Below are 26,781 nucleotides of genomic sequence, written 5' to 3' on the forward strand. Positions count from 1 at the left end.
CCTCTCAGAGACCTGTCGAAACGTCGATGCTCTGACCTTCAGCCAAAGTAACGATCGCTTTCTTGACATCGCTCTGGCGCCCGACAATGCCGCGGAACCGCTTCACCTTGCCTTTGCGCACAGTGGTGTTAACGGCCTTTACCTTGACGCCGAAAAGCGCCTCGATTGCAGCCTTGATTTCCGGCTTCGTCGCCTTGCGAGCTACGTTGAAGACAACCTGGTTATGTTCGGAAACAAGGGTCGACTTCTCGGTAATGACTGGGCTGACGATCACGTCGTAGTGGCGAAGATCGGTCATTTAAAACGCTCCTCGAGTGCTTCGACAGCTGCCTTGGAAAGCACGAGCTTGCCACGACGCAGGATGTCGTAAACATTGATGCCCTGCACTGGCAGAACGTCGATGTTTGGAATGTTCGAAGCAGCGCGCTGGAAGTTCACGTCGATCTCAGCACCACCAATAAGGAGTGCATTCTGCAGACCGAGCTTGGCGAACTGCGACACGAGTTCCTTCGTCTTTGCTTCCTTGGAGGCCAGATCATCGATGATGATCAGGTCCGAAGCCTTTGCCTTTGCAGACAAAGCATGACGAAGACCAAGAGCGCGAACCTTCTTTGGCAGATCATGATCGTGCGTACGGACAACTGGTCCGTGAGCCTGACCACCACCACGGAACTGTGGTGCACGAGCCGAATGGTGACGAGCGCGACCCGTACCCTTCTGCTTGTACATCTTCGAACCGGTGCGGCTGATATCGCTGCGGCCCTTGGCGTCATGAGAGCCCTGCTGGCGCTTTGCCAGCTGCCAGCGCACGACGCGCTGAAGAATGTCGTCGCGTGGGTCGAGGCCGAAGATATCTTCGTTCAGCTTGACCTTGCCGGCATCCTTGCCTTCAAGAGTTGTAATTGTGAGATCCATTATTCGGCTCCCTCAGTCGCGACTGCATCCGCAGCTGCATTGTTTGCGCTTGAACGCAGGGCAGCCGGCTTAGGTGCATTCTCAGGCAGCGATACCTTGACTGCATCACGAACGAGGATCCAGGCACCCTTGGAGCCAGGAACCGCGCCGCGAACCAGAATAAGGCCACGATCGCTATCTGTAGAGACAACTTCGATGTTCTGTGTTGTCACGCGGGTTTGACCCATGTGACCAGCCATCTTCTTGCCCTTGAACACCTTACCCGGATCCTGACGCTGACCGGTCGAACCGTGAGCGCGGTGGGTAACTGAGTTACCGTGCGAAGCACGATGACCAGCAAAGTTATGGCGCTTCATAACACCGGCAAAACCTTTACCGATCGAAGTGCCCGTCACGTCGACCTTCTGGCCGGCGACGAAATGCTCGGCAAGAATCTCCGAGCCAACTTCAAGAAGGTTATCCGGTGAAACGCGGAATTCCGCAACTTTCGCCTTAGGCTCGACTTCAGCCTTCGCGAAGTGACCGCGCAGAGCCTTGGTCGTGTTCTTTACCTTGGCAAGTCCAACGCCAAGCTGAACAGCCGTATAACCGTTTTTTTCAACTGTACGCTGAGCTACCACGTGGCAGTCTTCCATGCGGAGAACTGTCACTGGTACATGTTCACCGGCGTCGTTATAGACGCGGGTCATGCCCAGCTTTTGTGCAATAACACCTGAACGCATCGGGTTCGTTCCTTCCGTCCTCAAGCCGATTAAAGCTTGATCTCGACATCAACACCGGCGGACAGATCAAGCTTCATCAGCGCATCAACTGTCTGCGGGGTTGGGTCAACGATATCGAGAAGACGCTTGTGCGTGCGCATCTCGAACTGTTCGCGGCTCTTCTTATCGATGTGCGGCGACCGGTTTACTGTGAACTTTTCGATCCGCGTTGGAAGTGGGATCGGTCCGCGCACGTTGGCACCGGTACGCTTGGCAGTCGACACGATTTCCCGCGTCGAAGCGTCAAGGATCCGATGATCAAACGCCTTAAGGCGAATGCGGATGTTTTGACCGTTCATTTGATCTGTTCCTTGTTACGCGGAGCGCCTCCGGAGAGACGCTCCTGCACAAATCTAATTACTCGATGATCGAAGCGACGATGCCTGCACCGACGGTACGGCCACCTTCACGGATAGCGAAGCGGAGCTTCTCTTCCATTGCGATCGGGACGATCAGCGTAACGTCAACGGTAACGTTGTCGCCAGGCATAACCATTTCCGTGCCTTCTGGCAGGGTAACAACACCGGTCACGTCAGTCGTACGGAAGTAGAACTGTGGACGGTAGTTGGTGAAGAATGGCGTATGACGGCCACCTTCGTCCTTGGTCAGAATGTAGGCTTCTGCCTTGAACTTGGTGTGTGGCTTAACCGAACCTGGCTTGCAGAGAACCTGACCACGTTCAACGTCGTCACGGCCTACACCGCGAACCAGTGCGCCGATGTTGTCGCCAGCCTGGCCCTGATCGAGCAGCTTGCGGAACATTTCAACGCCGGTAACAGTCGTCTTGCCGGTGGCCTTGATGCCAACGATTTCGACTTCTTCGCCAACCATAACGATCCCGCGCTCAACACGACCGGTAACAACAGTACCACGACCCGAAATCGAGAAAACGTCTTCGATTGGCATCAGGAACGGCTGGTCAATCGGACGCTCAGGCGTCGGAATGTAGTCGTCAACTGCAGCCATAAGGTTGCGGATTGCGTCTTCGCCGAGTTCCTTCGAAGAATCTTCCAGAGCAGCAAGAGCCGAGCCCTTGATGATTGGAACTTCGTCGCCTGGGAAGTCGTACTTCGAAAGCAATTCACGAACTTCGAGTTCTACGAGCTCGAGAAGTTCAGCATCGTCAACTTGATCGCACTTGTTCAGGAACACGACGATCGCAGGAACACCAACCTGACGAGCGAGCAGGATGTGCTCACGGGTCTGTGGCATCGGGCCGTCAGCTGCCGAAACAACCAGGATCGCGCCGTCCATCTGTGCAGCACCGGTGATCATGTTCTTGACATAGTCAGCGTGGCCTGGGCAGTCGACGTGTGCATAGTGACGAGCCGCAGTTTCATATTCAACGTGTGCCGTCGAAATGGTGATACCGCGAGCGCGTTCTTCTGGTGCAGCATCGATCTGGTCGTATGCCTTGAATTCACCGAAGAACTTCGTGATTGCTGCTGTCAACGACGTCTTGCCATGGTCAACGTGACCAATCGTGCCGATGTTTACGTGGGGCTTATTACGTTCAAACTTGCTCTTTGCCATCTGAGCTCTCCTAATATCTAGCCTGCTCAGGCTTTTTTACTATTTGGCGTAACCGAAGATTACGCGAACTTCTTCTGGATTTCCTGTGCGACCGCGGTCGGAACCGGCTCATAATGGTCGAACTGCATGGTGTACTGTGCACGACCCTGAGACATCGAACGCAGGTTGTTCACGTAACCAAACATGTTGGCCAGGGGAACGTTTGCGTTGACGACCGTAGCAATGCCACGAGCTTCCGTACCCGAGATCTGACCACGACGTGAGTTCAGATCGCCAATTACGTCACCGACGTAATCTTCAGGAGTTACGACTTCAACCTTCATGATCGGCTCGAGAAGCTGTGCACCAGCCTTCTGTGCGCCTTCACGGAACGCTGCACGGGCAGCGATTTCGAACGCGAGAACCGAGGAGTCAACGTCGTGATATGCGCCGTCGATCAAGGTTGCCTTCACGCCGAGCATCGGGAAGCCAGCAAGCGGACCCGCACCCATGACGCTTTCGATACCCTTCTGAACGCCTGGGATGTATTCCTTAGGAACAGCACCACCAACGATCTTGGATTCGAAGATGAAGTCATCGCCTTCATGCGGTTCGAAAATGATCTTGACGCGAGCAAACTGACCCGAACCACCCGACTGCTTCTTATGGGTGTAATCGATTTCAGCCTGACGTGTGATCGATTCACGGTAAGCAACCTGCGGCGCGCCGACGTTTGCTTCTACCTTGAACTCACGCTTCATGCGGTCGACGAGAATGTCGAGATGAAGTTCACCCATGCCAGCGATGATAGTCTGACCAGATTCTTCATCAGACTTAACGCGGAACGAAGGATCTTCAGCAGCCAGACGGTTGAGCGCGATGCCCATCTTTTCCTGGTCAGCCTTGGTCTTTGGTTCAATCGCGATTTCGATAACCGGATCAGGGAATTCCATGCGTTCAAGGATAACCGGCTTCAGCGGATCGCAGAGCGTATCGCCAGTTGTGGTTTCCTTGAGGCCAGCCAAAGCAACGATGTCGCCAGCATAGGCTTCTTCGATGTCTTCACGGCTGTTCGAGTGCATCTGCAGCATACGGCCGATGCGCTCACGCTTGCCCTTAACAGTGTTTTCGAGCGAAATGCCCTTGGTCATCTTGCCCGAGTAGATACGAGCAAAGGTAAGCGAACCAACGAACGGATCGTTCATGATCTTGAATGCAAGCATCGAGAGCGGTGCTTCATCCGAAGACTCACGGGTCGTTTCGGTTTCCGTCTTAACGTCGATGCCCTTAATTGCAGGAACATCGGTTGGAGCTGGAAGGAAAGAAACAACAGCGTCGAGAAGTGGCTGAATGCCACGGTTCTTGAACGCTGTACCGCAAAGAACCGGATGGAACTTAACGTCGATAGTGCCCTTACGGATCAGTGCACGGAGCTGTTCGTTCGTAGGCATGGTGCCTTCGAGGTAAGCTTCCATAGCAGCTTCGTCGATTTCCACGGCCAGCTCGATGAGCTTTTCACGGTATTCTTCAGCCTGATCACGCAGATCTGCAGGAATTTCGCCAACGGTCGCTGCTGCGCCAATGGTGCCGTCCCAGGTCAGAGCCTTCATTTCAATAAGATCGATAACGCCTTCGAACTCATTTTCAGCGCCGATTGGCAGCTGAACTGGAAGAGCGATTGCGCCAAGACGCGAGCCAACCATTTCTACGCAACGGTAGAAATCAGCACCAATCTTGTCCATCTTATTGACGAAGACCATACGTGGAACATGGTACTTTTCAGCCTGACGCCAAACAGTTTCAGTCTGCGGCTCTACGCCAGCATTCGCATCGAGAAGAGCGATTGCGCCGTCAAGAACGCGGAGCGAACGCTCAACTTCGATGGTGAAGTCAACGTGGCCCGGCGTGTCGATGATGTTGAAGCGACGCTTCTTGCCATCCTGACCCTGCCAGAACGTGGTCGTTGCAGCAGAGGTAATCGTGATACCACGTTCCTGCTCCTGCTCCATCCAGTCCATGGTGGAAGCACCGTCATGGGTTTCACCAATCTTGTGGTTCTTACCGGTATAGAACAGGATACGCTCGGTCATCGTCGTCTTACCGGCGTCGATGTGAGCCATAATACCGAAATTGCGGTAGTCTTCGATTTTATATTCGCGGGCCATGTTTTTGCTCTTTGAATAGGGTTCGACGATTACCAGCGGTAATGCGAGAATGCGCGGTTGGCTTCAGCCATGCGGTGCGTGTCTTCACGCTTCTTCACAGCAGAACCACGATTGTTTGCAGCATCAAGCAATTCACCGGAAAGACGATCAATCATCGTGGTTTCGTTACGACCACGAGCTGCATTGATCAGCCAACGAATGGCAAGCGCCTGGCGGCGTTCTGAACGCACATCGACCGGAACCTGGTAGGTTGCACCACCAACGCGGCGCGAACGGACTTCAACGTGCGGAGCGACATTGTCGAGCGCCTGATGGAACAGCGCGACCGGCTCTGACTTCGCCTTGGCTTCAATTGCCGAAAGCGCACCGTAAACGATGCTTTCTGCAACCGACTTCTTGCCATGAAGCATGACTGCATTCATGAACTTTGTGATCACGAGATCGCCGAACTTTGGATCCGGGTTAATCTCGCGCTTCTCTGCTTTATGGCGTCTGGACATTTCGTCTCAACTTTCAATTACATCGGGCTCAACTCGCCATTCTGGCGGCCGGTATCCCCGGAAAATTCTTACTTAGGACGCTTTGCACCGTACTTGGAACGACGCTGCTTGCGGTTCTTAACACCCTGGGTATCAAGAACGCCGCGGATGATGTGATAACGCACACCCGGCAAATCCTTGACGCGGCCGCCGCGGATCATAACCACGGAGTGCTCCTGAAGGTTGTGACCTTCACCCGGGATATAACCGATGACTTCAAAGCCATTGGTCAGACGAATCTTGGCAACCTTACGGAGAGCCGAGTTCGGCTTCTTAGGGGTTGTCGTGTAAACGCGGGTGCAAACGCCGCGCTTCTGTGGGTTTGCCTGCAGAGCAGGAACCTTATTACGCTTCACCGGCGCAGTGCGCGGCTTGCGGATCAACTGGTTTACGGTAGGCATTGAACCTTCCTCTATAAAAAATCTCGTATCAGCGCCCCATGAGGGCCGTTTCACCGGAGTGCTCATGCACAAATTCGGGACCAGCCACACAGTATGTGGCCACCCCGAACAAAAGCAGAGGAAGCATAGGCTTCATGCGAACGGCAAGTTGCATTTCGATCGTAAAACGAACCCTGTTTGAGGCGAACTTCAGAGCGTGTCGCTCCGAAACAGCCAGCCTCACATCGGCTCAGATGGGCTGCTGATACGTGTTTGGAGGCGTTTCGTCAAGGGCAGGACATTAAGTTTCTTCACCAAAAGGCCGTATAGCCGCGTTTTGGTACCACCCGGACAGGTTATTGCGCCGTATTCGACGTCAATTCGCGATTATTTCGCAGACAAAACTGTCATTTTCGTGTGCCAGCATAGCGCCAGACCCGAACAGCCGCTATTGAAACACATCCGAGTCGAAACACAACAGAATATTAAGGGATTCTCAATGTCATCCACTACCCCGATTGCAGATAACGATTCGCCAATCGTTCATCTGGTCATTGCCGACGTCTGGAACGAAGGCGAAGAGGAATCTGTAGAAGTACATATTCTACTGAAATCCGACGAAGACGAAGACCTCGTTCAGACGGTCCTCGCGATCCTGGCGGAAGAAGGCTACCACGAAGCCGAACTCGTCGAGATGGGCACCATCACCGAAGAGCCTGAAGAAGAGCCTCACAAGAGTGCATGGCACACCGCCCTCACTGGTGAAGTTGCCCTTATCGAATTTGAAGGCGATGACGAGGAAGAAGAATAAGAAGTTGAGTAAGGGCGGTCTGGAATATTCAGCCCGCCCTCTCCTTTTGTGGCACGTCTCGTCAACGCACGAACAACGACTGCACAATCTCGAAAAAACAGCACAAACAAAAAGGCCGCCTCGAAAGGCGGCCTTTTCTTTTTCCTGAACGCTACCTTATTCGGCTGCGTTGTTGGTCATGTCTGTCAGCATCGCATTGGCTGCTGCCGAACCGGTCGACTTGCGGCGCTCGTCGATGATCAGTTCGTCGCGAGCCGTAGCAATACGACGGATCTGGTTGGTCATGCCACCAGTACCGGCCGGGATGAGACGACCGACGATAACGTTTTCCTTGAGACCCTGCAGCATGTCCATCTTGCCGGCAACAGCCGCTTCGGTAAGCACGCGAGTGGTTTCCTGGAACGACGCAGCCGAGATGAACGAAGGAGTCTGCAGCGAAGCCTTGGTAATACCAAGCAGAACCGGATTACCCGAACCTGGCTTCTTGCCTTCCTCAATCAGACGATCATTGACCTCATCGAGTTCGATGCGATCGACATGATCACCGGTGATGTAACCGGTATCGCCCGATTCCGTGATCTCGATCTTCTGGAGCATCTGACGAACAATCACTTCGATGTGCTTGTCGTTGATCAGAACGCCCTGAAGACGATAGACTTCCTGGATTTCATTAACGAGGTAAGAAGCAAGAGCTTCTACGCCCTTAATGGCCAGAATGTCGTGCGGCGCTGGATTACCGTCGAGGATGTATTCACCCTTTTCGATAACGTCACCGTCCTGAAGATGGAACGGCTTGCCCTTAGGAATCAGATACTCAACAGGCTCGATCGTGTCATCGTTTGGCTCGATGATGATGCGGCGTTTGTTCTTGTAATCGCGACCGAAACGAACGGTACCATCGATCTCTGCGATGACGGCATGGTCCTTCGGACGACGAGCTTCGAACAGTTCCGCAACGCGAGGCAGACCACCGGTAATATCCTTGGTCTTCGCGCTTTCCATCGGCAGACGAGCGATGACGTCACCAGCATTAACGTGAGCACCCGGTTCGAACGAAAGGATCGTTTCTACCGAAAGCAAGAAGCGAGCTTCGCCACCCTTCGACAGCTTTGCGATCTTGCCGCTCTTGTCCTTGATGATCATCGCAGGCTTGAGGTCCGCACCACGTGGGGTCGAACGCCAATCGATGATGACGCGCTTCGTGATACCGGTCGACTCGTCCGCCGTTTCCGAAACCGAAAGACCGTCGACGAGATCTTCGAACTCGACGTAGCCTTCCACTTCCGTAAGGATTGGACGGGTGTATGGATCCCATTCAGCAATACGCTGACCGCGCTTGACTGCATCACCTTCGTCAATGAACAGACGCGAACCGTAGGTTACACGGTGAACGGCACGTTCCTTGCCGGTAGCATCGACGATCAGAACCGCCATGTTACGGCCCATGACCACGAGGTTACCATCGGAGTTGCGAACCACGTTACGGTTACGCAGCTTGACGGTGCCTTCATAGGAAGCTTCGAGGTACGACGAGTCAACAACCTGAGCAGTACCACCCAAGTGGAAGGTACGCATGGTCAGCTGAGTGCCAGGCTCACCGATCGACTGTGCGGCGATAACGCCAACAGCTTCACCCTGGTTGACCGGAGTACCGCGTGCAAGGTCACGACCATAGCACTTGGCGCAAACGCCGTTACGGGTTTCACAGGTCAGTGCCGAGCGAATACGGATGGACTGGATACCAGCCTTCTCGATGATTTCGACGTCCTTTTCCTCGATCATGCGGCCAGCTTCGACGATAACATCGCCAGTTGCTGGATTGATGATTGGATCAAGTGCCGTACGGCCCAGAACGCGCTGTCCGATTGGAGCAACGATCTGACCGGCATCGACGATCGGCTGCATGGTGAGACCGATTTCGGCGCCGCAATCGACTTCCGAAATAATCGCATCCTGTGCAACGTCAACGAGACGACGTGTCAGGTAGCCCGAGTTAGCGGTCTTCAAAGCGGTATCGGCAAGCCCCTTACGGGCACCGTGTGTCGAGTTGAAGTACTCGTTAACGGTCAAGCCTTCCTTGAAGTTCGAGATGATCGGTGTTTCGATGATTTCACCCGACGGCTTGGCCATAAGACCGCGCATACCGCCAAGCTGACGCATCTGGTTGACCGAACCACGGGCACCCGAATGCGACATCATGTAGACCGAGTTCATCTGCTTCTGACGTCCGGTCACCGGATCGAATTCAACAGCCTTAATACGGGCCATCATCTCTTCGGTGATCTTGTCAGTCGCCTTACCCCAGGCATCAACGACCTTGTTGTACTTTTCGCCCTGAGTGATCAAGCCGTCATTGTACTGCTGTTCGTATTCGGTCGTCAGTGCTTCGGTATCTGCAACGATCTTTGCCTTCGAGTCAGGAATGACCATGTCATCCTTACCGAACGAAATACCGGCGCGACATGCATGGGCAAAGCCGAGCTGCATGATGCGATCGCAGAAGATAACCGTCTCTTTCTGACCGCAATGGCGGTAGACGTGGTCGATCATCTTGGAGATGTTCTTCTTGGTCATCTCCTGATTACAGATGTCGAACGGCACATTGACGTGCTTCGGCAGAAGCTCGCCAGTGATCAAACGGCCAGGCGTGGTGTCGTAAACCTTGGAAACGACATTGCCTTCCGCATCAACCGTCTTGAAACGGCCTTTGATCTTGGTGTGCAGCGTGACGACTTTGTTCTCAAGCGCATGCTGAAGTTCGCCCATATCGGCAAACATCATACCTTCGCCTGGTTCTTTCTCTGCCACGATCGACAGATAATAGAGGCCGAGAACCATGTCCTGCGAAGGAACGATGATCGGTGCGCCGTTTGCAGGATGCAGGATGTTGTTGGTCGACATCATCAGCACGCGTGCTTCAAGCTGAGCTTCAAGCGACAGCGGAACGTGAACAGCCATCTGGTCACCGTCGAAGTCAGCGTTGAACGCTGTACAGACGAGCGGATGCAGCTGAATGGCCTTGCCTTCGATCAGCGTGGGTTCGAATGCCTGAATACCAAGACGGTGCAGCGTAGGCGCACGGTTCAGAAGAACCGGATGCTCACGGATGACTTCGTCGAGGATATCCCAAACTTCCGGACGTTCCTTTTCAACCAGCTTCTTCGCCTGCTTGACGGTCGAGGAATAACCCTTGGCGTCAAGACGAGCGTAGATGAATGGCTTGAAGAGTTCGAGCGCCATCTTCTTAGGCAGACCGCACTGGTGCAGTTTCAGCTCAGGACCTGTCACGATAACCGAGCGACCTGAATAGTCGACGCGCTTACCAAGAAGGTTCTGACGGAAACGACCCTGCTTACCCTTGAGCATGTCGGAGAGCGACTTCAGCGGACGCTTGTTAGCACCCGTGATAACGCGGCCACGACGACCGTTGTCGAACAACGCATCAACAGCTTCCTGCAGCATGCGCTTTTCGTTACGGATAATGATGCCCGGTGCGCGCAGTTCGATCAGACGCTTCAGACGGTTGTTACGGTTAATCACACGACGGTACAGATCGTTCAGATCCGAAGTCGCAAAACGACCGCCATCCAGTGGAACCAGAGGACGCAGATCCGGCGGGATAACCGGAACGATCTTCATGATCATCCACTCAGGACGATTACCGGACTCAAGGAAGTTCTCAACGATCTTGAGACGCTTCATCAGCTTCTTCGTCTTCAGTTCTGAAGTCGTTTCAGCCAGATCAACGCGCAGATCCGCTGCGATCTTTTCGAGTTCCATCGAAGCCAGAAGCTCGAAAATAGCTTCTGCGCCGATAAGGGCTGTGAACTGATCTTCGCCGAACTCATCGACGGCAATCATGTATTCTTCTTCCGACAGAAGCTGATGCTCCTTAAGGGAAGTCAGACCCGGTTCGGTAACAATGTAGTTCTCGAAGTACAGGACGCGCTCAATATCCTTGAGCGTCATGTCCAGCAGCGTGCCGATACGGCTTGGCAGCGACTTCAGGAACCAGATATGTGCAACCGGTGCGGCCAGTTCGATATGGCCCATGCGCTCACGGCGAACACGCGACAACGTGACTTCCACGCCGCACTTTTCGCAGATGATGCCCTTGTATTTCATACGCTTGTACTTGCCGCACAAGCATTCATAATCCTTGATCGGGCCAAAGATACGCGCGCAGAAGAGACCATCACGTTCAGGCTTGAACGTACGATAGTTGATCGTCTCCGGCTTCTTGATCTCGCCGTATGACCAGGACAGAATCTTCTCAGGGCTGGCAATCGAGATTCTGATGGAATCGAACGTCTGTGCCGGAGCCTGAGGATTGAAAAGATTCATGACCTCTTGGTTCATGCCGTTCTCCTTGAGGGCGATCCGCCGCCCTGTGTGTCGTCGATGACAAGCTGAAAGTCCCTGCCATCTTGAAAAGAATTCGCGGTATTACGCAGTCTGGAACTGCACATTCCGTTCAGCATTTCCGTGCGCGAAGCGTCTTTAGCCTTTTGCTGGAAACACCTTACGGGCGCGCCACGGCGATACCATGGCGCGCCTTGATGTTTTTTATTCCGCCGCGTCCGGAAGTGCCGGCTGCTGCTCGTCGCGTGTATCGTCCAGCTCAACGTTGAGACCGAGCGAACGCATTTCCTTGACAAGAACGTTGAAGCTTTCTGGAATACCAGCTTCAAACGTATCATCGCCACGAACAATCGCTTCGTAGACCTTGGTACGGCCTGCAACGTCGTCCGACTTGACCGTAAGCATTTCCTGCAGCGTGTAAGCCGCACCGTATGCTTCCAGAGCCCAGACCTCCATTTCGCCGAAGCGCTGGCCACCGAACTGCGCCTTACCACCAAGCGGCTGCTGAGTGACGAGCGAGTAAGGTCCGATCGAACGAGCGTGGATCTTGTCGTCGACCAGGTGGTGGAGCTTCAACATATAAATGTAGCCCATGGTCACCTGACGATCGAACGGCTCACCCGTACGGCCATCATACAGCGTCGACTGACCCGAGGTCGCGAGACCTGCATCCGTCAACATCGCATTGATGTCAGCTTCTACAGCGCCGTCGAATACCGGCGTTGCGATCGACACGCCGCGCCTGACCTGGCTGGCCAGCATGAGGACGGAATCGTCATCATAGGACCGGACCGGTTCGTTGCGATCGTTGTCTGGGTAGATGTGCTCCAGCGTATCGCGCAATGGCTGAATGTCAGCCGTCTTGCGATAAACGTCGATCAGCTCACCGATCTTCTTGCCCATACCTGCGCAAGCCCAGCCAAGATGTGTTTCCAGAATCTGGCCCACATTCATACGGCTCGGCACGCCAAGCGGATTAAGAACGATATCGGCATGCGTACCGTCTTCGAGGAATGGCATGTCTTCGACAGGCAGAATGCGCGAAACCACACCCTTGTTGCCGTGACGGCCAGCCATCTTGTCACCCGGCTGGATCTTGCGCTTCACAGCAACAAAGACCTTGACCATCTTCATGACGCCTGGAGGCATCTCGTCGCCGCGCTGTACCTTCTCGACCTTATCCATGAAGCGTGCTTCGAGCAGCTTCTTGGATTCGTCGTACTGGCCACGAAGAGCTTCCAGTTCACCCTGGTGCTTCTCGTCTTCAACGGCGAACTGCCACCATTGCGAACGCGGATACTCGGTCATGATTTCGCGAGTAATGGTTGTGCCCTTCTTGAAGCCCTTAGGGCCAGCAGCAGCAACCTTACCGTCGATCATGTCAGCGAGACGGCCATAGACGTTACGATCCAGGATAGCCTGTTCGTCGTCACGGTCCTTCGCAAGACGTTCGATCTCCTCGCGTTCGATAGCCATTGCGCGTTCGTCTTTTTCAACACCATGGCGATTGAAAACACGAACTTCAACAACGGTACCGTACGTGCCTGGAGGCATGCGCATGGAGGTGTCACGAACGTCGGACGCCTTTTCACCGAAGATGGCGCGCAGAAGCTTTTCTTCCGGCGTCATCGGGCTTTCGCCCTTCGGCGTGATCTTGCCGACAAGAATGTCGCCAGGATGCACTTCAGCACCGATGTAAACGATACCAGCTTCGTCGAGGTTCTTCAGTGCTTCTTCCGAAACGTTCGGAATGTCGCGTGTGATTTCCTCAGGTCCAAGCTTCGTGTCACGAGCAGCAACTTCGAATTCCTCGATGTGGATCGAGGTAAAGACGTCGTCCGAAACGATCTTCTCGGAAAGAAGGATCGAATCTTCATAGTTGTAGCCGTTCCAAGGCATGAACGCGACGAGCACGTTACGGCCAAGAGCCAAGTCGCCCAGATCAGTCGACGGACCATCAGCGATGATGTCGCCCTTACCGATAGGATCACCAACGCGTACAAGCGGACGCTGATTGATGCAGGTGCTCTGGTTCGAGCGCTGGAACTTCTGCAGACGATAGATATCAACGCCAGACTTCGAAGGATCGAGGTCTTCGGTAGCTCGGATAACGATACGTGTTGCGTCAACCTGATCGACGATACCACCGCGACGAGCGGCAATAGCGGCACCAGAGTCACGAGCAACAATTGCTTCCATACCTGTTCCGACGAACGGAGCTTCAGCACGTACCAGAGGCACGGCCTGACGCTGCATGTTCGAGCCCATGAGAGCGCGGTTCGCGTCGTCGTTTTCGAGGAACGGAATAAGTGCTGCAGCAACCGAAACCAGCTGCTTCGGCGAAACATCCATCAGATCCACGTTTTCACGCGGAGTCATCATCACTTCACCGGCATGACGGCAGATGACGAATTCGTCAACGAAACTGCCATGCTCATCCAGCTCAACGTTTGCCTGAGCAACCGAGTGCTTCGCTTCTTCCATGGCCGAGAGGTAGACAACGTCGTACGTTACCTTGCCATCGACAACCTTGCGGTACGGGCTTTCGATAAAGCCGTACTTGTTGACGCGGGCAAAAGTTGCGAGCGAGTTGATCAGACCGATGTTCGGGCCTTCCGGCGTTTCAATCGGGCAAATACGGCCATAATGTGTTGGATGCACGTCGCGGACTTCGAAGCCAGCGCGCTCGCGGGTCAAACCACCAGGTCCAAGAGCCGAAAGACGGCGCTTGTGGGTGATTTCCGAAAGCGGGTTGGTCTGATCCATGAACTGCGACAGCTGCGAGGAGCCGAAGAATTCACGTACAGCCGCGGCAGCAGGCTTCGCGTTGATCAGATCCTGCGGCATGACCGTGTCGATTTCGATCGAGGACATACGTTCCTTGATCGCACGTTCCATACGCAGAAGACCGACGCGATACTGATTTTCCATCAGCTCGCCGACCGAGCGGACACGACGGTTGCCGAGGTTGTCGATATCGTCGATTTCACCACGGCCATCGCGCAGTTCAACGAGCATCTTGACCACAGCAAGGATGTCTTCCTTGCGCAGAACACGTACGGTGTCTTCTGCATCGAGGTCGAGACGCATGTTCATCTTCACGCGACCAACAGCGGACAGGTCATAGCGTTCCGAATCGAAGAACAGCGAATGGAACATGGCTTCAGCCGAGTCCATTGTCGGCGGCTCACCTGGGCGCATAACGCGGTAGATGTCGAACAGCGCTTCCTGACGGCTTTCGTTCTTGTCGACAGCCAGCGTGTTGCGGATATACGCGCCAATATTGATATGATCGATATCGAGAACGTTGATCTCTTCAACACCGGTATCAAGAAGCGTCTTGAGAACCTTCTCATCAATTTCATCGCCGGCTTCGAGATAAATCTCACCGGTGGCATAATTGACGGTATCTTCAGCAAGGTACGAACCAAAGAGATCGTCTTCAGTGGCCTTGATGAACTTGAGGCCCTTTTCAGCAAGCTGCTTCGCAGACCGAGCGGTCAGCTTCTTGCCAGCTTCGAGAACGACTTCACCAGTATCCGCATCGATAAGATCAGAAATGATCTTCATGCCCTTGAAACGGTCTACCGAGTAAGGGATACGCCAGTTGTCACCATCACGCGAATAGGTGACGGTGTTGTAGAACGTTGACAGAATCTCTTCGCCGTCCATACCGAGCGCCATAAGCAGCGTCGTTGCTGGAAGCTTGCGGCGACGATCGATACGTGCATAGACCACGTCCTTGGCATCGAATTCGATGTCAAGCCATGAACCACGGTAAGGAATGACGCGAGCAGCGAACAAAAGCTTGCCCGATGAGTGCGTCTTGCCCTTGTCATGATCGAAGAACACGCCCGGCGAGCGGTGCATCTGCGAAACGATAACACGTTCCGTACCGTTCACGATAAAGGTGCCGTTGTCTGTCATGAGCGGCATATCGCCCATGTAAACGTCCTGCTCCTTGATGTCCTTGATGGACTTCGCGCCAGTATCTTCATCAATATCAAATACGATCAGACGCAGCGTCACCTTGAGAGGTGCCGAATACGTCAAATCGCGCTGACGGCATTCGTCAACGTCGAACTTCGGTGCATCGAATTCGTAGCGAACGAATTCCAGCATTGAAGAGCCGGAGAAATCCTGAATTGGGAAAACAGACTTGAAAACCGCCTGCAAACCCTCTTCAGAACGCCCGCCAGCTGGTTCCTCAACCATGAGGAACTGGTCGTATGATGCCTTTTGAACCTCAATGAGGTTAGGCATTTCCGCGACCTCGGGGATCTTGCCGAAAAATTTGCGTACGCGCTTGCGACCATTGAAAGAATGGGTCTGAGCCATCGTCGCTCCTCGTTCTATAGCCTTAACGGCTTGCTCACGCCTTGCGGCCTTTATCGTGCGCCGCCTCACGGCGGTCCTTCTAACGGGCTAAACCCGTTTTCTGAAAGCCTGGTCGAGGCCATCAGAAAAAGGGTTTAAAAGGATCAGAACGTTGTAGTTAAAATCGCTCTGACTATGATTTGCATAAAGAGAACCTATTTCCGCGCTTTTCGTTTCTTTTCATGCATTTACTCCAGATGCAAGCCCGGAGTTAAACTGGCGGATGGTTTCCATCCGCCAGAATAATGAACTTACTTAAGTTCAACCTTAGCGCCAGCTGCTTCGAGCTGTGCCTTGATCTTTTCAGCTTCGTCCTTGGAAGCGCCTTCCTTGACAGCCTTAGGAGCGGCTTCAACGAGGTCCTTAGCTTCCTTGAGGCCGAGACCGGTGATTGCGCGAACTTCCTTGATCACGTTGATCTTGTTAGCGCCACCGTCAGCGAGGACGACGTCGAATTCAGTCTTTTCTTCAGCAGCAGCAGCTGGAGCAGCGCCAGCAGCAGCAACTGCTACAGGAGCAGCAGCAGAAACGCCCCACTTCTCTTCGAGAAGCTTCGAAAGCTCAGCAGCTTCCAGAACTGTCAGAGCCGAAAGGTCGTCAACGATCTTTGCGAGATCAGCCATTTTGGTATTTCCTTAGTTTAAGGTTTGAACTGTTTGAAATGAGAAACGGCCTTAAGCCGCCTCGTTCTTCCGGGCGTGCGCGCCAATAACGCGGGCAATCTGGCCCGCTGGAGCGCTGGTAAGTACTGCAAGACGCTGAGCCGGGGTTTGGATCATTCCAACCAGCTTTGCGCGCAGTTCGTCGAGCGATGGGAGCGAAGCAAGCGACTTTACGCCATCGGCGTTAAGTGTCGTTGCACCCATTGAACCACCAAGAATAACGAGCTTGTCGTTAATCTTGGCGAACTCGACGGCTACTTTCGGAGCGGTAATCGGGTCGTCTGCATAAGCAACGACCGTCTGACCTGTAAACAGATCAGCAATACCTTCCGATTCCGTGCCCTGAAGAGCGATTTTGGCAAGGCGGTTTTTCGCGACTTTAACGGTGCCACCAGCGTCACGCATTTTGGAACGAAGATCGCTCATCTGCGCAACGGTGAGACCGGTATAGTGGGCCACGACGACCGAACCGGACTCTTTGAAAGCGCCGTTCAGCCACGCGACAAATTCGCGCTTTTCCGCTCTATCCACTGTGTCTCTCCAGTAGACAGGACCAACTGGTCCTGCCGGGTTGCCTTTGCCAGATAAACCTTGCGGCCCATCTGACGTTCGAGGATCCTGCCCCCTTCAGCTTCGCCCGCAAAAGCGGAATTCACTCAAAGGCAACTACGGTTCAAACCACGCATGCACTTTCGTGCGAAACAAGGTTATTCCACGTCTCATGCAGGCCGTATGTTTAAGGACTACCACCCAAAGATGATGGTCCGCCTGCAATCTCGGACAGGATAACCGGACTTTCGTCCGGCTATCCGGATCTTGCGATCCGGAATTTTTGCACTTTCGACTACTTTCGCAGTGCTGGCGTGCGGCCTATGCACCTTCCCTTTCGGGAAAGCTCAGGCTCCGGCGAACCGGAGCCAAAACAACTTAAGCGACGACCTTAACGGTTGCCGGATCGACCTTGACGCCAACGCCCATGGTCGAAGAGATCGATACGCGCTTAACGTATTCACCCTTAGCAGCCGAAGGCTTTGCCTTGATAACTGCGTCAGCAAAGGCCTTGATGTTTTCTTCGAGCTTCTGGCTATCGAAGGAAACCTTGCCGATACCGGCGTGGATGATACCAGCCTTTTCAACGCGGAATTCAACTGCGCCGCCCTTGGAAGCGGTAACTGCAGCTGCAACGTCGACGGTCACAGTACCAACCTTAGGGTTTGGCATCAGGCCGCGTGGGCCGAGTACCTTACCGAGACGACCAACGAGTGGCATCATGTCAGGGGTTGCAATGCAACGATCGAATTCGATCTTGCCGCCATTGACGATATCGACCAGTTCTTCTGCACCAACGATGTCGGCGCCAGCCTTCTTGGCTTCTTCAGCCTTGTCGCCGCGTGCAAAAACAGCAACGCGAACGGTACGGCCGGTGCCGTTTGGAAGGTTGACAACGCCACGAACCATCTGGTCGGCGTGACGCGGATCGACGCCGAGGTTCATTGCGATTTCGATGGTTTCGTCGAACTTGGCAACTGCACGTTCCTTAACCAGACTGATTGCATCGGACAGGTCATAGAGCTTGTTGACGTCAACGCCTTCGCGGATCTTAGCTACACGCTTGGAAATCTTTGCCATGGTCTTAGCTCACCACTTCCAGGCCCATCGAACGGGCAGAACCTTCGATCATACGCATTGCCGCTTCCACGTCAGATGCGTTCAGATCCTTCATCTTAACAAGAGCAATTTCGCGAACTTTATCACGCGCAATTGTGCCTGCCTTTTCCTTGCCAGGCGCCTTTGAGCCCGACTTGAGGTTGGCAGCCTTCTTAAGGAAGTAGGTTACCGGAGGAGTCTTCATCACAAAAGTGAAAGACTTGTCCTGGTAGTATGTGATCACGACTGGAATCGGCGAACCTTTTTCCAGTTCCTGTGTGGCAGCGTTAAATGCCTTACAGAATTCCATGATGTTGATGCCGCGCTGACCCAATGCTGGGCCAATCGGAGGCGATGGATTGGCCGCACCTGCTGCTACCTGGAGCTTCAGCTGGCCTGCAATTTTCTTAGCCATTGCATTCTGCCTTCATAAAAATACCGGAAACCGGCGTTCTCGATTAATGCCGGAAAACCCGGCTCTCGACTGACGTCAGATAAACTGACTGGCAGTTTGGTGGTGCGAAATCAGCGACCGGCTAAGCCGCCTATCCTTCCACCTTTTCCACTTTTGACAGCGGACACCCTTGCGGGCAAACAATCAGAGCTTGTCGACCTGACTGTATTCAAGATCCACAGGCGTAGCACGCCCGAAGATGGAAACTTCAACCTTGAGACGGGCACGCTCATCATCGACTTCCTGAACGATACCGTTGAACGAAGCAAACGGACCATCGGAAACGCGAACGTTTTCACCAATCTCAAACGTGATCGATGATTTTGGCCGATCAACACCATCCTGAACCTGGTTCAGAATCTGATCGACTTCCTTCTGAGAAACTGGAACAGGCTTTGAATCGCCAAGGAAACCAGTCACGCGCGGCGTATTCTTAATCAAAGAAAACACAGCATCAGTCAGCGTGGCATGTACAAGTACATAACCCGGGAAAAACTTGCGCTCAGCATCGACCTTTCGGCCGCGGCGAACTTCAACAACCTTCTCGGTAGGCACAACGATCTGCTCGATCAGGCCGGAAAGCCCCTTCTGAGCAGCTTTGATTTCGATGTCCTCGGCCACCTTCTTTTCGAAGTTGGAATAGGCGTGAACGATGTACCAGCGCGCTGTCATCTCGTAACTCCCCAATCCTGCTTAGCGGCCAAGGCCAAGTATAAATTCTACGCCATAGGCCATAAGCTGATCGGCAAGAAAAAAGAAAATAGCAGCCAGAAACGCCATGACCACCACCATGATCGTGGAGATGATCGTTTCACGCCGTGTAGGCCAAGTTACTTTCGCCGTTTCGGCGCGAACCTGCTGGAAAAAGGTGATCGGATTCGTCTTGGATGCCATCTGCCACTCTATTTGCTTGGTGAACCACCATTTCCGACCCAAAAACGAATCAAAAACGGGAACCCACGCGTATACGGTACGCAAAGCTGAAGATTCAGCCCCACGCACCGCGTGTCTGTTGACGTTACATAGAATCGATTCTCAAAAAAAACAAGCCCATTGGTTAAAAGAATACCATACAGGCTTATCGGAGATAACCGATCCTTGCTAAACTCGCTTAACCAGCCATTCAATTACACATCCGTATAATTTGGCGGTAGCGACCCTCCCTGCCCGGCCAACAAGTTCCGGCAGAAAATTATTTTCTCCGATCTCGCATCGAGACCGTTTCAAATCAAAACGAACTCAAGCGCATATCGAATAGGCACGAAATTCCGCCTATAGCATCGTGCTTTGTGCACCCAGGAGGGGCGCATGACACTCTACTTACAATACAGAAAACGAGCGCTCATAGTCAAGCCATGAGCACTCGTTTAAAATGGCAGGGGCAGCAGGGTTCGAACCCGCGACCTACGGTTTTGGAGACCGTCGCTCTACCAACTGAGCTATACCCCTATTTGGTATTCAGGATGCCAGACTGGCGGCAGTACCGCCAGTCAAATTCTTTACTCGATGATCGAAGCGACGATGCCTGCACCGACGGTACGGCCACCTTCACGGATAGCGAAGCGGAGCTTCTCTTCCATTGCGATCGGGACGATCAGCGTAACGTCAACGGTAACGTTGTCGCCAGGCATAACCATTTCCGTGCCTTCTGGCAGGGTAACAACACCGGTCACGTCAGTCGTACGGAAGTAGAACTGTGGACGGTAGTTGGTGAAGAATGGCGTATGACGGCCACCTTCGTCCTTGGTCAGAATGTAGGCTTCTGCCTTGAACTTGGTGTGTGGCTTAACCGAACCTGGCTTGCAGAGAACCTGACCACGTTCAACGTCGTCACGGCCTACACCGCGAACCAGTGCGCCGATGTTGTCGCCAGCCTGGCCCTGATCGAGCAGCTTGCGGAACATTTCAACGCCGGTAACAGTCGTCTTGCCGGTGGCCTTGATGCCAACGATTTCGACTTCTTCGCCAACCTTAACGATACCGCGCTCAACACGACCGGTAACAACAGTACCACGACCCGAAATCGAGAAAACGTCTTCGATTGGCATCAGGAACGGCTGGTCAATCGGACGCTCAGGCGTCGGAATGTAGTCGTCAACTGCAGCCATAAGGTTGCGGATTGCGTCTTCGCCGAGTTCCTTCGAAGAATCTTCCAGAGCAGCAAGAGCCGAGCCCTTGATGATTGGAACTTCGTCGCCTGGGAAGTCGTACTTCGAAAGCAATTCACGAACTTCGAGTTCTACGAGCTCGAGAAGTTCAGCATCGTCAACTTGATCGCACTTGTTCAGGAACACGACGATCGCAGGAACACCAACCTGACGAGCGAGCAGGATGTGCTCACGGGTCTGTGGCATCGGGCCGTCAGCTGCCGAAACAACCAGGATCGCGCCGTCCATCTGTGCAGCACCGGTGATCATGTTCTTGACATAGTCAGCGTGGCCTGGGCAGTCGACGTGTGCATAGTGACGAGCCGCAGTTTCATATTCAACGTGTGCCGTCGAAATGGTGATACCGCGAGCGCGTTCTTCTGGTGCAGCATCGATCTGGTCGTATGCCTTGAATTCACCGAAGAACTTCGTGATTGCTGCTGTCAACGACGTCTTTCCATGGTCAACGTGACCAATCGTGCCGATGTTTACGTGGGGCTTATTACGTTCAAACTTGCTTTTTGCCATCGCCGTTGTTCTCTTTGTTCTAGAACCGCTCGAGCGCCAGCACGAAAATCTAACAGACTTTCAGGCCGGCATTTATGCCAAAACGGAACGGCGAACCGCCCGTCGATGATTCCTTACACGCCTATCCGCTCTTGAAAACTGGAGCGGGTAACGGGAATCGAACCCGTGTATTCAGCTTGGAAGGCTGCTGCTCTACCATTGAGCTATACCCGCATACTCTAAACTCTTATCCGACAGTGGTGGAGGAAGTTGGATTTGAACCAACGTAGGCTTAGCCAACGGATTTACAGTCCGTCCCCTTTAACCGCTCGGGCATTCCTCCTAATATCACTATCAGCAGAGTCGAGTAACTAGGCATTTTCTGCAGAATTTCTAGTGGGCTGTGTGGGCCTTCCGTTGTTCTGCGAGGGGGCTTATGCCGATATGCGCTCGTCCTGTCAACAGGGTAAAAGTGAAAAGAATGCATATCCTTCCAATAGTTGCAGGTGACAGCCGATTGAGGTTCAGGCAGAACCGCCGGAAATCAGGGCTTAAGGCCTATTGGGCGTCCAAATTTCCGGGCTCATTTAACTGCTATCCAACTATCTTCCCTGCTGTGGACAGGATATAAGCGCATCATGAACGATCAAAACTCTCCCCGTACCCCAAAAGATTCTCACTATGCGCGCCTGCGTCGCGAACATCGCGATCATAAGGCTGTTCAAGAAGGCAAGGCTCCGCACAAGCCGCAGCGCGCTCCGATACCTGCAAGTCGTGTAGCGGAAGGAACAGTCCGTCTTTACGGCCTGCACACCGTACGCGCTGCAGTAGAGAATCCGGCGCGCAACATTCTGCGTATGCGCGCCACACGCAATGGCTTCGCTCGGCTTGAAATTGGCGAAGCGGAAACTCTGCCCTTCCCTGTTGAAATCGTCGAACCAAAAGACATCGACAAAGAGACAGGCTCCGATGCCGTGCATCAGGGCGTTATGATTGAAGCGCAGCCGCTTCGGCCTAAGAAACTGTCAGAACTGAAAGAAAGCCCGCTGTTGCTGGTTCTCGATCAGGTGACCGATCCGCATAATGTCGGCGCTATTATTCGTTCGGCTGTGGCTTTTGGCGCTGGCGCACTGATCACAACAAGCCGTCACAGTCCGCAGGAAAGCGGCGTGCTTGCGAAAGCTGCGTCTGGAGCGCTCGAACTGATTCCTCACATCGAAGTGCGCAATCTGGCAGACGCCATCGAAGAACTTCATTCTCTCGGATTCATGACCATCGGCCTTGATTCGGAAGGGCCGCAAGAAATGGAATCGACACTCTCCGGTGATCGCGTAGCCCTTGTTCTCGGCGCTGAAGGCAAGGGATTGCGTCAGAAGACCCGCGAAACAGTGAGTGTTTTGGCACGGCTCGACATGCCAGGCGAAATCAAGTCGCTAAACGTCTCCAATGCGGCCGCCGTTTCACTTTACGCGGCCGAGCGCTATCTGCGCGCGCGCCGCCCTTCATAAAAATCAGCCCAACTCGATTATCTGGAGCGTTTCATACGCTCCAGATAATGTTTTGATAGCTGTGTCTCGCCAATTCATGCGGTCGCAATATAGGTTCGAATATCTTCTGCCTCGCGCTCCACATCTTCAATGCGCCGTTTCACAACGTCGCCAATGGAGATGATTCCTGCAAGCTTGCCGTTTTCTTCGACAGGCATGTGGCGAAATCGGTTGCGGGTCATTATTTCCATCACCTGATTCACGGTGTGATGTTCTCGACATACCTGTACTTTTGTGGTCATAAACTCAGACACCAGCCGGTCCGCGATCTTTTCCTGCATAGACGCAATAGCGCGCACCACGTCACGTTCAGAAAAAATACCCTTTATCCGGCCGGATTCATCGCAGACGACCAAGGCACCGATTTTGCGTTGAGCCAGGACAGCAACAGCATGTGAAAGCGTGTCATTGGGACCGATAACAACAACATCCCGGCCCTTTGTCTCGAGAATCGATCTAACAGTCATGCCAAAGTCCCTCCCAAGGTTCAGCAATCTATCTTGCGGCTCTGCCGCATGATTCTAACGCAGCTCCTCCAGCTGTGTTCCCAAGATGGTGCGCTTTCAATGAATGCTTTGCAAGCGGACTAAATAGGGAGGGATCAGGTCAGCGCCTGATTACCGCGTCGTAGCTGCGCGGCTTATCCAGCAATGAAATGCCAAAGAACCCAGCAATAAATCCGCCAATATGCGCTTCCCAGGCAATGCCCGACAAATCAGCCCCGCCGGTCGAATAAAGTCCCGTAAAAATATTGATCAGAAACCAGATTCCTACGAAGGTCAGCACGGGCTTCAATGTCAGCGTAAGGCCAATCGGCAAAACCGGCCCGGCAAATTCTGATCGGCGTCCAGCACCAACACGGCGGAATCCATAACGTGCAGCAGCGCCCATCATGCCGGAAATCGCCCCGGAAGCCCCCACAAGCGGCGTCACACTTTCAGGGTAAATGGCATAATGCGTCAGCCCCGCAATCACCGATGTCAAAATCCAGAAGATGATCATTCGACCGGTGCCAATACGTCCTGCCAGCGGAGAACCAAAAGCCGCGAACCAGATCATGTTGACCGCGATATGGGCAAAACCACCATGCATGAAAGAGTAACTGATGAGAGTGAACAGTGCTGCCGGATCGGAAAAACCGCCTGCCAATGAGAATCGCGCTGGAATCAAAGCGAAGTTCAGCATGAACTCATAATTCTGCTGCTCGCTGATAATGTAGTTCTGATAAATGTAAACGCCCGCGCAAATAGCCATCAATGCGAGAATGACACTCGGTATGTTGAATATCGGCTCGCCACCGCCCGATCGTCTCGAATCATTGGCATTTCCGCGCACTTCAGGCTGAGGCGTATTCATAAATTGCCGCTTTCCATCTGCTAGAGCGCATCCCGAAAAGTGTGAAACGGTTTTCGGAACAAGATGCGCGTAAATACAAAGATATAGAGCATTTCTCACGGCTCAACTTAAACTGAAAATACTCTAGAGACCGGATGCGCTGATTGCACATCTTAAGATGTTGGGATTCTTGATAAGTGACAATTCGTTAAAAATAAAGGCCGCCGGAGGGTCCCGCACGGCCTTGTCGCAAATGTCTGATATTTGCGAGACAAAATCTGGAGATCAGGAAAAAGCCAACCAAGACAATGACTTCTTCTGATAACTCATCAAACTGCTATAAAAGAACTTTTGCAACTATTACTTCTTATTAACCTTAACAAGCGCGCGTCGTGGATGAACAAAGGGTTAAGCTGGCATCTTGCTCGTTAATACTATTTTAATGCGCTGACCGACGGGCACTGCCCGCAAATCCAGACGAACGGCCAGAGAGCAACAAGCAGCGCAAAATGAAAAACCGCAGCACGATCGCAATCTTCAGCGAATGGCAGCGACTGGCTCTGGGTCAGAGCGGCAGCTTGCGTGCGCCGCAGCGCGAATCGATCCAGCCGCGCAAACTTGGACGTCATTTGTCGGATCTGTTTTTTCTCGAAGAAGACGAAAACGGTGAGTTGATATTCCGCCTGGCAGGCACCCGCATCTGCGCGCTGTTCGGACGAGAACTGAAGACCACTCGTTTTCTCTCACTATGGCCGGAGCGCAACCGCCCTGCCCTGAATGAACTGGCGCGCAACATCAATTCACTGCTGGTACCCGCTTTAAGTCAGAACGATGGAATAAGCCTTTCAGGACGCAGCCTGTCTTTTGAAATGCTGCTTGCTCCGCTCGAAACGAGTGACGGCGGAAGGCTCAATCTGCTCGGCGGCATCTCTGTGCTCAATGATGTCGCCTGGGCCGGGGCAGATCCGTTGGTACTGGGTAACCTCAACAGCATCGAACCGCTGGCGCCCGATCTCGTCGTGATACAGGAAATCCGCAAGCCATCAGCTGTCACCATGAACGGCACAAATGCCGCAAGCAGCACCCGTCGCTGGGCAACGCCGGTGCCGACGCGCGATATTCCCGCTCTGCGCGTCATTACCGGTGGCAAAGTCTGACGCACCTTTTAGATGCGCGTGTTAAAAGGTAAACACGCACTAAGGTTACGGATTAGCAAATTGATTTTGGAGCCCTTGTCGGCATCAAAACGCCATAAATAGCGCTATTATGGCTCATATAGCGCTATTTCTGAACAAACCGTTGCTGAGTTTCGTGCAGTTTTATTCAAATTAGATTCGCATTTTCGCGTCTGAATTTCCCCGCTCTCAAAGTCTTACACGCATTCTTGTTTCCAACAGGGAGACAAAAAGAATGACAAAGCAGACAATCATCGCAGCAATGCTGATCCTTTTGGGAACGGTTTTCGCACAAGCTGCAAACCCGGCATCAAGCTCGCATTGGATGCCAACCGGCGAACGCACTTCGCAGCCAATCGGGCATTATGAATTTTGCGATCGTCACGAAGCCGAGTGCAAGATCACCAGCAACAACAGCGCGCCCCTCACACTAAATCAGAAAGTCTGGCAAGAAATTATCGCCGTTAACGCCAGCGTAAACGAACGAATCATGCCGCGCACCGACATGGAAGTCTGGGGAAAAGAGGAATATTGGGAATACCCAACGACTGCTGGCGATTGTGATGACTACATGTTGCTCAAGCGCCGTGAATTGCTGACACTAGGTATTCCGGCCAACACACTGTTGATGACCGTTGTTCGTCAGCCAAATGGTGAAGGCCATGCAGTCCTGACCGTACGCACCGATCGCGGCGATTTCATTCTCGACAATCTCGATAAGCGTGTGCGCATCTGGAACGAAACCGACTACACATTCTTAAAGCGCCAATCCACAGCCAATACTGGTGCATGGGTGTCGATCAAGAATGGTAGCGATCAGTTTGTAAGTAGCATTCGCAACTGATTTCGATAAACCTAATGAAGAAAAGGACGGGTCGTCATTCCCCGTTCTTTTTTATTTATACGGGCTCCAAACCACGCATAAATGACTGCCCCTTCTCGATATAATGCTGTGCGGACAGTTTCAGTTTCTCAATAGCTGAAGAATTAAGCTCCCGAATAACGCGGGCGGGCGATCCAACGACCAGAGAATTATCCGGAAACTCTTTGCCTTCCGTGATAAGCGCGCCAGCGCCAATCAGGCAATTGTTACCGATCTTCGCGCCATTGAGAATGATTGCACCCATACCAATCAGGGTGTTTTCGCCAATCGTGCAGCCATGCAGAATCGCTCGGTGCCCGATGGTGCAGCCTTTGCCAATCGTAAGCGGAAAACCAATATCGGTATGCATGATGGTGTGTTCCTGCACATTGGTGTTCGCTCCCACATTGATCAGCTCATTATCACCGCGCAAAACGGATCCAAACCAGAAGCCAGCATTTTCCCCGATCGCAAGTTTGCCAATCAGCGTCGCGTCCGGTGCGATCCAGTTGCTGGCTCGGTCGACAAATTCCGGTTGATGACCGTTATACGCATAAATTGGCATGAGCTTTCCTCCATTACAAAATCTCGAAGCAAGATGCGCTATTTATCGTAAGAACGAA

At 53.2% G+C, this 26,781-nt stretch carries 24 protein-coding genes and 3 tRNA genes; 4 read left to right on the plus strand and 23 right to left on the minus strand.

The genetic code is table 11. The features are described from left to right. Positions 1–4 precede the first annotated feature (4 nt). The 8 genes from OIV19_RS07420 to rpsL form a co-directional block, all read right to left on the minus strand. Positions 5–298 carry a 50S ribosomal protein L23 gene (locus OIV19_RS07420; RefSeq protein ID WP_007875343.1) on the minus strand — a complete coding sequence of 98 codons (294 nt, stop codon included), beginning with the start codon at positions 296–298 and terminating at the stop codon, positions 5–7. Then, a complete protein-coding gene (gene rplD, locus OIV19_RS07425; protein ID WP_095446816.1) occupies positions 295–915 on the minus strand; it encodes a 50S ribosomal protein L4 in 621 nt (206 codons plus the stop codon). Before rplD ends, OIV19_RS07420 begins: the two co-directional genes overlap by 4 nt. Further along, positions 915–1,637: a 50S ribosomal protein L3 gene (gene rplC, locus OIV19_RS07430; RefSeq protein ID WP_007875345.1), complete on the minus strand. Its 723-nt coding sequence runs from the start codon at positions 1,635–1,637 to the stop codon at positions 915–917. The genes rplD and rplC overlap by 1 nt, the downstream gene beginning before the upstream one ends. A 29-nt stretch (positions 1,638–1,666) precedes the next feature. Next, positions 1,667–1,975: a 30S ribosomal protein S10 gene (rpsJ, locus tag OIV19_RS07435; RefSeq protein ID WP_002964363.1), complete on the minus strand. Its 309-nt coding sequence runs from the start codon at positions 1,973–1,975 to the stop codon at positions 1,667–1,669. Positions 1,976–2,033: 58 nt separating this feature from the next. Then, positions 2,034–3,209 carry an elongation factor Tu gene (tuf, locus tag OIV19_RS07440; protein WP_264231099.1) on the minus strand — a complete coding sequence of 392 codons (1,176 nt, stop codon included), beginning with the start codon at positions 3,207–3,209 and terminating at the stop codon, positions 2,034–2,036. Positions 3,210–3,268: 59 nt separating this feature from the next. Then, a complete protein-coding gene (gene fusA / locus OIV19_RS07445) occupies positions 3,269–5,353 on the minus strand; it encodes an elongation factor G (protein ID WP_095446818.1) in 2,085 nt (694 codons plus the stop codon). A 29-nt stretch (positions 5,354–5,382) separates the two neighbouring features. Beyond that, positions 5,383–5,853, minus strand: coding sequence for a 30S ribosomal protein S7 (rpsG, locus tag OIV19_RS07450; RefSeq protein ID WP_007875422.1), 471 nt, complete (start codon positions 5,851–5,853; stop codon positions 5,383–5,385). A gap of 68 nt (positions 5,854–5,921) precedes the next feature. Beyond that, positions 5,922–6,293, minus strand: a complete 372-nt coding sequence (rpsL, locus tag OIV19_RS07455; RefSeq protein ID WP_006168377.1) for a 30S ribosomal protein S12 — start codon at positions 6,291–6,293, stop codon at positions 5,922–5,924. A gap of 430 nt (positions 6,294–6,723) precedes the next feature. Between rpsL and OIV19_RS07460 the strand changes: the two genes are divergently transcribed. Then, positions 6,724–7,083, plus strand: coding sequence for a hypothetical protein (locus OIV19_RS07460; protein WP_094577498.1), 360 nt, complete (start codon positions 6,724–6,726; stop codon positions 7,081–7,083). Between the two features lie 156 nt (positions 7,084–7,239). Here the strand turns inward: OIV19_RS07460 and rpoC are convergent, their stop codons facing one another. From rpoC to OIV19_RS07520, 12 genes are all read right to left on the minus strand, one after another. Beyond that, positions 7,240–11,442, minus strand: coding sequence for a DNA-directed RNA polymerase subunit beta' (gene rpoC / locus OIV19_RS07465; protein WP_095446820.1), 4,203 nt, complete (start codon positions 11,440–11,442; stop codon positions 7,240–7,242). A gap of 207 nt (positions 11,443–11,649) precedes the next feature. After that, positions 11,650–15,783, minus strand: a complete 4,134-nt coding sequence (rpoB, locus tag OIV19_RS07470) for a DNA-directed RNA polymerase subunit beta (RefSeq protein ID WP_264231100.1) — start codon at positions 15,781–15,783, stop codon at positions 11,650–11,652. A 290-nt stretch (positions 15,784–16,073) separates the two neighbouring features. Further along, positions 16,074–16,445 carry a 50S ribosomal protein L7/L12 gene (gene rplL / locus OIV19_RS07475; RefSeq protein WP_024898616.1) on the minus strand — a complete coding sequence of 124 codons (372 nt, stop codon included), beginning with the start codon at positions 16,443–16,445 and terminating at the stop codon, positions 16,074–16,076. 51 nt (positions 16,446–16,496) lie between these two features. Continuing rightward, positions 16,497–17,015, minus strand: coding sequence for a 50S ribosomal protein L10 (rplJ, locus tag OIV19_RS07480; RefSeq protein ID WP_095446822.1), 519 nt, complete (start codon positions 17,013–17,015; stop codon positions 16,497–16,499). Positions 17,016–17,411: 396 nt separating this feature from the next. Then, positions 17,412–18,113 carry a 50S ribosomal protein L1 gene (gene rplA, locus OIV19_RS07485; RefSeq protein ID WP_264231101.1) on the minus strand — a complete coding sequence of 234 codons (702 nt, stop codon included), beginning with the start codon at positions 18,111–18,113 and terminating at the stop codon, positions 17,412–17,414. A gap of 4 nt (positions 18,114–18,117) precedes the next feature. Beyond that, positions 18,118–18,546 carry a 50S ribosomal protein L11 gene (gene rplK / locus OIV19_RS07490; protein WP_007875441.1) on the minus strand — a complete coding sequence of 143 codons (429 nt, stop codon included), beginning with the start codon at positions 18,544–18,546 and terminating at the stop codon, positions 18,118–18,120. Positions 18,547–18,729: 183 nt separating this feature from the next. After that, on the minus strand, positions 18,730–19,257 hold the full coding sequence (gene nusG, locus OIV19_RS07495; protein WP_095446824.1) for a transcription termination/antitermination protein NusG: 528 nt from the start codon (positions 19,255–19,257) through the stop codon (positions 18,730–18,732). A gap of 21 nt (positions 19,258–19,278) precedes the next feature. Next, complete coding sequence (secE, locus tag OIV19_RS07500; protein WP_095446825.1) at positions 19,279–19,479, minus strand: preprotein translocase subunit SecE; 201 nt, start codon at positions 19,477–19,479, stop codon at positions 19,279–19,281. Between the two features lie 479 nt (positions 19,480–19,958). Beyond that, positions 19,959–20,034: transfer RNA gene (locus tag OIV19_RS07505), tRNA-Trp, on the minus strand. A 50-nt stretch (positions 20,035–20,084) separates the two neighbouring features. After that, entirely contained in the window at positions 20,085–21,260 is a 1,176-nt protein-coding gene (gene tuf / locus OIV19_RS07510) for an elongation factor Tu (protein WP_095446817.1), read from the minus strand. Positions 21,261–21,399: 139 nt separating this feature from the next. Further along, a tRNA-Gly gene (locus OIV19_RS07515) sits at positions 21,400–21,473 on the minus strand. A gap of 24 nt (positions 21,474–21,497) precedes the next feature. Further along, a tRNA-Tyr gene (locus OIV19_RS07520) sits at positions 21,498–21,582 on the minus strand. A 295-nt stretch (positions 21,583–21,877) separates the two neighbouring features. Between OIV19_RS07520 and rlmB the strand changes: the two genes are divergently transcribed. Next, a complete protein-coding gene (gene rlmB, locus OIV19_RS07525) occupies positions 21,878–22,747 on the plus strand; it encodes a 23S rRNA (guanosine(2251)-2'-O)-methyltransferase RlmB (protein WP_264231102.1) in 870 nt (289 codons plus the stop codon). 74 nt (positions 22,748–22,821) lie between these two features. On the opposite strand, the gene OIV19_RS07530 is transcribed toward rlmB, so the two are convergent. Next, the gene (locus tag OIV19_RS07530) at positions 22,822–23,253 is read right to left on the minus strand and encodes a CBS domain-containing protein (RefSeq protein WP_095446827.1); all 432 of its coding nucleotides are present in this window, start codon (positions 23,251–23,253) and stop codon (positions 22,822–22,824) included. Positions 23,254–23,392: 139 nt separating this feature from the next. Then, entirely contained in the window at positions 23,393–24,142 is a 750-nt protein-coding gene (locus OIV19_RS07535; protein ID WP_264231103.1) for a rhomboid family intramembrane serine protease, read from the minus strand. 488 nt (positions 24,143–24,630) lie between these two features. Between OIV19_RS07535 and OIV19_RS07540 the strand changes: the two genes are divergently transcribed. Beyond that, complete coding sequence (locus OIV19_RS07540) at positions 24,631–25,278, plus strand: PAS domain-containing protein (protein ID WP_264231104.1); 648 nt, start codon at positions 24,631–24,633, stop codon at positions 25,276–25,278. A gap of 253 nt (positions 25,279–25,531) precedes the next feature. Continuing rightward, positions 25,532–26,140 carry a transglutaminase-like cysteine peptidase gene (locus OIV19_RS07545; protein ID WP_095446830.1) on the plus strand — a complete coding sequence of 203 codons (609 nt, stop codon included), beginning with the start codon at positions 25,532–25,534 and terminating at the stop codon, positions 26,138–26,140. Between the two features lie 55 nt (positions 26,141–26,195). On the opposite strand, the gene OIV19_RS07550 is transcribed toward OIV19_RS07545, so the two are convergent. Beyond that, positions 26,196–26,723, minus strand: a complete 528-nt coding sequence (locus tag OIV19_RS07550; RefSeq protein ID WP_264231105.1) for a gamma carbonic anhydrase family protein — start codon at positions 26,721–26,723, stop codon at positions 26,196–26,198. Positions 26,724–26,781 lie beyond the last annotated feature (58 nt).

The organism is Brucella sp. HL-2, assembly GCF_025846885.2.
In the GTDB taxonomy this organism is placed as follows: domain Bacteria; phylum Pseudomonadota; class Alphaproteobacteria; order Rhizobiales; family Rhizobiaceae; genus Brucella; species Brucella quorumnocens.

Excerpts from the sequence above, each read along its gene's own strand:
- OIV19_RS07535 (WP_264231103.1), bottom strand. The coding sequence starts at position 24,142 with ATGAATACGCCTCAGCCTGAAGTGCGCGGAAATGCCAATGATTCGAGA.
- rpoB (WP_264231100.1), bottom strand. The coding sequence starts at position 15,783 with ATGGCTCAGACCCATTCTTTCAATGGTCGCAAGCGCGTACGCAAATTT.
- nusG (WP_095446824.1), bottom strand. The coding sequence starts at position 19,257 with ATGACAGCGCGCTGGTACATCGTTCACGCCTATTCCAACTTCGAAAAG.
- rpsL (WP_006168377.1), bottom strand. The coding sequence starts at position 6,293 with ATGCCTACCGTAAACCAGTTGATCCGCAAGCCGCGCACTGCGCCGGTG.
- tuf (WP_264231099.1), bottom strand. The coding sequence starts at position 3,209 with ATGGCAAAGAGCAAGTTTGAACGTAATAAGCCCCACGTAAACATCGGC.
- OIV19_RS07545 (WP_095446830.1), top strand. The coding sequence starts at position 25,532 with ATGACAAAGCAGACAATCATCGCAGCAATGCTGATCCTTTTGGGAACG.
- rpsJ (WP_002964363.1), bottom strand. The coding sequence starts at position 1,975 with ATGAACGGTCAAAACATCCGCATTCGCCTTAAGGCGTTTGATCATCGG.
- secE (WP_095446825.1), bottom strand. The coding sequence starts at position 19,479 with ATGGCATCCAAGACGAATCCGATCACCTTTTTCCAGCAGGTTCGCGCC.
- tuf (WP_095446817.1), bottom strand. The coding sequence starts at position 21,260 with ATGGCAAAAAGCAAGTTTGAACGTAATAAGCCCCACGTAAACATCGGC.
- rplK (WP_007875441.1), bottom strand. The coding sequence starts at position 18,546 with ATGGCTAAGAAAATTGCAGGCCAGCTGAAGCTCCAGGTAGCAGCAGGT.
- OIV19_RS07420 (WP_007875343.1), bottom strand. The coding sequence starts at position 298 with ATGACCGATCTTCGCCACTACGACGTGATCGTCAGCCCAGTCATTACC.
- OIV19_RS07530 (WP_095446827.1), bottom strand. The coding sequence starts at position 23,253 with ATGACTGTTAGATCGATTCTCGAGACAAAGGGCCGGGATGTTGTTGTT.
- OIV19_RS07540 (WP_264231104.1), top strand. The coding sequence starts at position 24,631 with ATGAAAAACCGCAGCACGATCGCAATCTTCAGCGAATGGCAGCGACTG.
- fusA (WP_095446818.1), bottom strand. The coding sequence starts at position 5,353 with ATGGCCCGCGAATATAAAATCGAAGACTACCGCAATTTCGGTATTATG.
- rpsG (WP_007875422.1), bottom strand. The coding sequence starts at position 5,853 with ATGTCCAGACGCCATAAAGCAGAGAAGCGCGAGATTAACCCGGATCCA.
- rplD (WP_095446816.1), bottom strand. The coding sequence starts at position 915 with ATGGATCTCACAATTACAACTCTTGAAGGCAAGGATGCCGGCAAGGTC.
- OIV19_RS07550 (WP_264231105.1), bottom strand. The coding sequence starts at position 26,723 with ATGCCAATTTATGCGTATAACGGTCATCAACCGGAATTTGTCGACCGA.
- rpoC (WP_095446820.1), bottom strand. The coding sequence starts at position 11,442 with ATGAACCAAGAGGTCATGAATCTTTTCAATCCTCAGGCTCCGGCACAG.
- rlmB (WP_264231102.1), top strand. The coding sequence starts at position 21,878 with ATGAACGATCAAAACTCTCCCCGTACCCCAAAAGATTCTCACTATGCG.
- rplC (WP_007875345.1), bottom strand. The coding sequence starts at position 1,637 with ATGCGTTCAGGTGTTATTGCACAAAAGCTGGGCATGACCCGCGTCTAT.
- rplA (WP_264231101.1), bottom strand. The coding sequence starts at position 18,113 with ATGGCAAAGATTTCCAAGCGTGTAGCTAAGATCCGCGAAGGCGTTGAC.
- rplL (WP_024898616.1), bottom strand. The coding sequence starts at position 16,445 with ATGGCTGATCTCGCAAAGATCGTTGACGACCTTTCGGCTCTGACAGTT.